This window comes from Arthrobacter sp. TB 26 (assembly GCF_000427315.1).
GTDB lineage: Bacteria > Actinomycetota > Actinomycetes > Actinomycetales > Micrococcaceae > Arthrobacter.
Window position 1 is genome coordinate 1 of sequence record NZ_AUPJ01000037.1, and the last position, 6,072, is coordinate 6,072.

The window sequence follows — 6,072 nt, forward strand, 5'->3', positions numbered from 1 at the left end:
GCCCGTTCCGCCGATCGCCTTCCCGGCGGTCTCCTCGGCAGTCTCTTCCCTTCCAGGGGCGCCCCGGCCCGGCCGCAAACGCACGTCCGAGGACCAACTGGCGCGGATGCTGCAGCTTGTGCCGTTCCTGGTGCACAACCAGGGCCTGCACATCAGTGAAGTGGCGGCAAACTTCGGCATCACCCGCAGGGAACTGGAAGCGGACCTGCGGATCCTGATCTGCTCCGGTCTGCCCGAGGGCTACCCGGATGACCTGCTGGACATCCAGTGGGACGACGACCACGTCACCATCACCCAGGACCTCGACCTGAACAGGCCGGTCCGCTTCACCGTGGAGGAAGCCTGCGCCCTGCTGACCGGACTGGAAACCCTCAACGGGCTGCCGCAGCTTGCCGAAGGCGGCGCGCTGGAATCCGTCACGCTCAAGCTCATGGCGGCGGCGGGGGAGGAAGGTCTCAAGGCGGCCGCGCTGTCCGGGCCCGAGGTGGTGCCCGGCAACTCCGCGGCCCTGGACACGGCCCGGGCGGCCATCCGGACCGGTGCCCAGCTGCGGCTGCGCTACTTCTCGCCGCTCAGGGACACCGTCTCCGAACGCAACATTGACCCGCTGCGGCTCTATTCGCTCGACAACACCTGGTATCTGGAGGCCTACTGCCACTCCGCGCAGGGCCTGCGGAACTTCCGGCTGGACCGGATCGAAGCCCTGGAAACCAACGGACTGCCCGCCTCCGAACGGTCGGCGCCGGACGGCAGTTTCCCCGTCAAGCTCTTCACCCCCAACGACGACGACACCGTCGTCGTGGTCGAACTCACCCGCCGGGGCATCGGCCTCGCCGACGAATACTATGCGGAGCGGACGGCACCACTGCCCGACGGCGGACTGCTCGCCGAAATCCGCTTCGGCAGCACGGATTGGCTGCCGATGTTCGTGGCCCAGCACGGCGGGACGGCCCGGATTCTGGCGCCGGAAGAGCTCGCCGGGGCTTCCCGCGAGTGGCTCGCCGCCGCCCAGGCCCAATATGAAGTCTAGCCAGTGCGGCGGCTAGACTACTCAGCATGCCTTGGTGGTCCTGGATCGTGATCTGGATAGCGCTCGTCGCGCTGTCGCTGTTGTTCTTCGTCGTGCTCGGCGTCCGGTTGTTCCGGAAGTTCATGGCCACGGTCAAGGAACTCGGGGAAGCGGGGGAGCGGTTCTCCGCCTTCCCGTCCGGCCCGCTTACCTCCGGTTCAGCTGATGTTCATGTAGGCCTAGTAGGCTTGGACGGCGACGACGCGGGCGACCGGTCCGGCCCGTGTGTTGTGCCCGGATCCGCCGTTTTTGCCTCACCCGTACAGATGGGGCATGAGTACCGCGCATCCAAGTTCGCCCGCCAGGAAGCCCGCCGCAAGCGGCGCGTCCAGCGCAAGAAGGACCGTGGGCAGCCCCAGCGGCTGAACGACATCGAATTCAGTTAGACGTAGGATGTACTCAAACGAAAGGACCTCCTGTCATGAGGCTTGAAGGCTGGCATCTCATCATCATCATCGTCCTGGCACTGGTGCTTTTCGCTGCACCGAAGCTGCCCGGCATGGCCCGGAGCCTTGGCCAGTCCATGCGCATCTTCAAGTCCGAAGTCCGGGAGATGAAGAAGGACGGCGCCACGGACACCACCGACGGCTCTGAGCCCGTCGAGGGCCGGGTCGTGAACCACCCGAAGTCCGCCGGCACGGAAGCCCGAGCCGCAGACGGAACCGACGTTCCGCCGCCGAACCGCGCCTAGTACCGCGTGGCAGTAACCATGGGCCGCCGGTCGAACCCCGAGGGGAGGATGGCGCTCCTCGATCATCTCAAAGAGCTGCGGAACCGGCTCTTTAAGTCCGCGATCGCCGTCGTGCTGGGCACCGTCATCGGATTCCTCGTCTATCAGCCCATGCTCGCGGCGCTGATCAAACCGATCAGCGACCTCAACACACATGAGGGCCGGCAGGCGACGCTGAACTTCGACGGCGTGGCAAGCTCTTTTGACCTGATGATCCAGGTCTCCGTCTTCCTCGGCCTGATCGTCGCCAGCCCGGTCTGGCTGTACCAGCTGTGGGCCTTCATCGTCCCCGGCCTGCACAAGAAGGAACGCCGGATGGCCTTGTCCTTCGTTGCTGCCGCCGTCCCGCTGTTTGTGGGCGGTGTCCTGCTGGCATGGCTGGTGCTTCCCAACGCGGTCCGTGTGCTGACCGATTTCACCCCGTCCGGCGGCTCCAACTTCATCAGCGCCCAGGTCTATCTGTCCTTCGTCCTGCGGCTCCTGCTGGCCTTCGGCATCGCCTTCCTGCTGCCGGTGATCCTCGTCGGACTGAACCTGGCGGGATTCGTCAAGGGCAAGCAGCTCGTCAAGAGCTGGCGCATCACCGTCTTTTTGGTCTGCCTCTTCGCCGCCATGGCCGCGCCCGGAGCCGACGCGATGAGCATGTTCTACCTTGCCGGGCCCATGCTCCTGCTTTTCTTCGCCGCCATCGGGCTGTGCCTGCTCAACGACCGCCGGCGTGAACGGCGTGCCGTCAAACGGGCCGCCGAGACCGAGGCCACCGCGGACCAGGCGACTCCCAGCTCCGAGCTGGAGAATCTCTAGCCCTTGGCGCACTAGGCTGGAAGCATGTCCTCACTACCCGGGCCGGAATCGCCGTCTGAACGCTACCGCGCCAGTGCCGAGCGGGCCGCAGAAGCCAAAACCTATCTGGGCGGCTTTATCCGTTCACTCGCCTTCGAACTCGACGACTTCCAGCGCGAAGCCTGCCTGTCCCTCCAGGCCGGACGGGGGGTCCTGGTGGCCGCCCCCACGGGTGCCGGCAAGACGATCGTGGGGGAGTTCGCTGTCTACCTCGCGCTCCAGCGCGGACTCAAGGCCTTCTACACCACCCCGATCAAGGCCCTGTCCAACCAGAAGTACTCGGAGCTTGCGGACAAGTACGGTGCCGACCGGGTGGGGCTGCTGACCGGCGACACGAGCATCAACGGCGACGCCCCCGTAGTGGTCATGACCACCGAGGTGCTCCGCAACATGCTGTACGCCGACTCCAGCACCCTCAGCGATCTCGGCTACGTCGTTATGGACGAGGTCCACTACCTCGCGGACCGCTTCCGCGGTGCCGTCTGGGAGGAAGTCATCATCCACCTCCCCAGCGAGGTCCAGGTCGCCTCGCTCAGCGCCACCGTCTCCAACGCCGAGGAGTTCGGCGCCTGGCTGGACACCGTGCGCGGCCAGACCGACGTCATCGTCTCCGAGCACCGGCCCGTTCCGCTGTGGCAGCACGTCATGGTGGGCCGGAAAATCGTGGATCTCTTCGCCGGCGACACGAGCTTCGATGAGATCGCCCCGGCCGGCGAGGCCGCAGTGTCCGCCGCCGGCGCCACCGCGGAAACCGCCGGCCCCAAAGCCGTCATCACCGAACGCCCCGGCTTCGAGGTTAACCCCGAGCTGCTCTCCATGGCCCGCGCCGAGAGCCAGATGAACTTCCGCGGACGCTTCGGCCACGGAGGCCGAAACCAGCGGCGGCAGAGCAGCCGCCGCGACGACGCCCCGCAGGGCGGCCAGCGCAGCCCGGTCCGGAAAGCCAGCCGCCCCCAGGTCATCGCCAGCCTGGACCGGCAGGACCTGCTGCCGGCGATCACCTTCATCTTTTCCCGCGCCGGCTGCGATGCCGCCGTGGCGCAGTGCGTCGCTGCCGGCCTGTGGTTGACCACCGAACAGGAACAGCTCATCATTGCGCGGCGCGTCGATGAGGCAGCGCAGGACATCCCCTCCGACGACCTGGACGTCCTGGGCTTTTGGAGCTGGCGCGACGGGCTGCTCCGCGGGCTGGCCGCCCACCACGCCGGCATGTTGCCCACCTTCAAGGAGGTGGTGGAGAAACTCTTCGTTGACGGACTGGTCAAGGCCGTGTTCGCGACCGAAACCCTCGCGCTCGGCGTCAACATGCCGGCACGCTCCGTCGTGCTGGAAAAGCTCGACAAGTTCAACGGCGAGGCGCACGTCAACATCACCGCAGGGGAGTACACGCAGCTGACCGGACGCGCCGGACGCCGCGGGATCGACGTCGAGGGCCACGCCGTCGTCCTGTGGCAGCCGGGCACCGATCCGGCGGCCGTTGCCGGCCTCGCCTCGCGGCGCACGTACCCGCTGAATTCCAGCTTCCGGCCCACGTACAACATGTCCATCAACCTGCTGGCGCAATTCGGCCGGCCCCGGGCCCGGGAGATCCTGGAGTCCTCCTTCGCCCAGTTCCAGGCCGACCGCTCCGTCGTCGGGCTGGCGAAGCAGGTGCGCGGCCGTGAGGAGTCCCTGGCCGGCTTCAGCAAGGCGATGAGCTGCCACCTGGGGGACTTCACCGACTACTCGCGGCTCCGGCGGGCGCTTTCCGACGCGGAAAAGAACGCCTCGACGACCAGCTCCCGGGCCAGGAAATCCGTGACCGAGGACTCCCTGAGCCGGCTGCTCCCCGGGGACGTCGTGGATGTGCCCACCGGGCGGGCGCCCGGACTCGCCGTCGTCCTCAGCTCCGACCACCACTCCCGCGAACCACGGCCCGCCGTGATGACCCTGGACAACCAGTTGCGCCGGATCGGCACCCAGGATGTGGAAGGGCCGCTGTCTCCCATCACCAGGGTCCGGATCCCGAAGTCCTTCAACGCCAAGGTGCCCAAGTCACGGCGCGACCTGGCGTCCTCCGTCCGCAACGCCCTCCGGGAGAACCGGCCTCCGGCGCCGCCTGGCCGCAACGATGACTTTGGCCGCGCCGCCGCCCAGCCGGACCAGGAAAAGAAGATCGCCGAGCTGCGCCGTGAGCTCCGCGCCCACCCCTGCCACGGCTGCAGCGAACGCGAGGACCACGCGCGCTGGTCCGAGCGCTACTGGAAGCTCCGGCAGGAGACCGACGGCCTGGTCCGCCAGATCCAGGGCCGCACCAACACCATCGCCAAGACTTTCGACCGGGTGTGCGGCGTCCTGTCCAGCTACGGCTACCTGGAAACGGCCGACGACGGGGCGCTCACGATCAGCTCCGACGGCCAGCGATTGCGCCGGATCTACGGCGAAAAGGACCTGCTGATTTCCCAGTCCCTGCGGCTGGGCGCCTTCAGCGACCTTGACGCTGCCGAGGTCGCCGCCCTGGCCAGCGTCCTGGTCTACCAGGCCAAACGTGAGGACCGCGGGCTCCGGCCCAAGATGCCGAGCATTGCGCTGGAATCCGCCGTCGACATTGTGGTCCACGAATGGTCAGCCCTGGAGGACGTCGAGGAAGCCAACAAGCTCCCGCTGACCGGCGAACCCGAACTCGGCCTGGTCTGGCCGATCTTCAAATGGGCCAAAGGCCGGCACCTGCAGGACGTCCTCAGCGGCACGGACCTCGCCGCAGGCGACTTTGTCCGGTGGGTGAAACAGGTCATCGACCTGCTGGACCAGCTGGCAAAAATCCCGACGCTGGATCCCCGGGTCTCCCGGCTGTGCGGCGAAGCAATCAAACTCATCAAGCGCGGCGTCGTCGCGTATTCCTCCGTGGCCTGACCGCCTCGGCCGACCGGCCGAACCCTCCCCACCGTTATCGAACACGTCCGGCCCGTGCCGGTCACCAGTTGCAAGGAGTCCCAGACCCATGACCGATTCACCGGCCACGCCCGCGCCGCACAAGGTAACGCTGTATCGGAACGGCTCCGTCTACACCGCCGCTGATCCGTTTGCGACGGCGATGCTGGTCGACGGCGACACCGTCGCCTGGGTCGGTTCCGAGCAGGCGGCCACCTCGATCGCCGACGCCTCGATGGAGGTCATCGACCTGCACGGAGCGCTCCTCGCCCCCGGTTTCGTCGACTCCCATGTCCATCTCACCGAAACGGGCATCGCCCTGGACTCCCTGCAGCTCGGCAGTGTCCGCTCCGCCCGGGAACTGCTCGACGCCGTCGCCGGCTTCTGCGTCTCGGCTTCCAGCGGGGGCGGCGCCCTGCTCGGTCACGGCTGGGACGAGACCCGGTGGACGGACCCGGCACTGCCTTCCCGCGAGGAACTGGAACGCGCCGCCGGCGGGCGCAACGTCTACCTCTCCCGC

Annotated in this window: 6 protein-coding genes; all 6 read left to right on the forward strand. The window is 67.5% G+C overall.

What is annotated here, in order from left to right; genetic code table 11:
- The coding region (locus K789_RS0100635; protein WP_024365057.1) for a helix-turn-helix transcriptional regulator at positions 1-1,030 on the forward strand (1,030 nt) is incomplete at its 5' end.
- A 26-nt stretch (positions 1,031-1,056) separates the two neighbouring features.
- The gene (locus K789_RS0100640) at positions 1,057-1,455 is read left to right on the forward strand and encodes a hypothetical protein (RefSeq protein WP_024365058.1); all 399 of its coding nucleotides are present in this window, start codon (positions 1,057-1,059) and stop codon (positions 1,453-1,455) included.
- A gap of 35 nt (positions 1,456-1,490) precedes the next feature.
- Positions 1,491-1,760: a Sec-independent protein translocase subunit TatA gene (tatA, locus tag K789_RS0100645; RefSeq protein WP_024365059.1), complete on the forward strand. Its 270-nt coding sequence runs from the start codon at positions 1,491-1,493 to the stop codon at positions 1,758-1,760.
- 48 nt (positions 1,761-1,808) lie between these two features.
- Positions 1,809-2,603, forward strand: a complete 795-nt coding sequence (gene tatC, locus K789_RS0100650) for a twin-arginine translocase subunit TatC (protein ID WP_024365060.1) — start codon at positions 1,809-1,811, stop codon at positions 2,601-2,603.
- 24 nt (positions 2,604-2,627) lie between these two features.
- Positions 2,628-5,534 carry a DEAD/DEAH box helicase gene (locus K789_RS0100655; protein WP_024365061.1) on the forward strand — a complete coding sequence of 969 codons (2,907 nt, stop codon included), beginning with the start codon at positions 2,628-2,630 and terminating at the stop codon, positions 5,532-5,534.
- 88 nt (positions 5,535-5,622) lie between these two features.
- Positions 5,623-6,072, forward strand: a 450-nt coding sequence (locus K789_RS0100660) for an amidohydrolase family protein (protein WP_024365062.1), incomplete at its 3' end; no start/stop codon positions are given.

What these genes read in the sequence shown, in the direction of transcription:
- tatA (WP_024365059.1), top strand. Translation starts at nt 1,491, where the DNA reads ATGAGGCTTGAAGGCTGGCATCTCATCATCATCATCGTCCTGGCACTG.
- K789_RS0100640 (WP_024365058.1), top strand. Translation starts at nt 1,057, where the DNA reads ATGCCTTGGTGGTCCTGGATCGTGATCTGGATAGCGCTCGTCGCGCTG.
- tatC (WP_024365060.1), top strand. Translation starts at nt 1,809, where the DNA reads ATGGCGCTCCTCGATCATCTCAAAGAGCTGCGGAACCGGCTCTTTAAG.
- K789_RS0100655 (WP_024365061.1), top strand. Translation starts at nt 2,628, where the DNA reads ATGTCCTCACTACCCGGGCCGGAATCGCCGTCTGAACGCTACCGCGCC.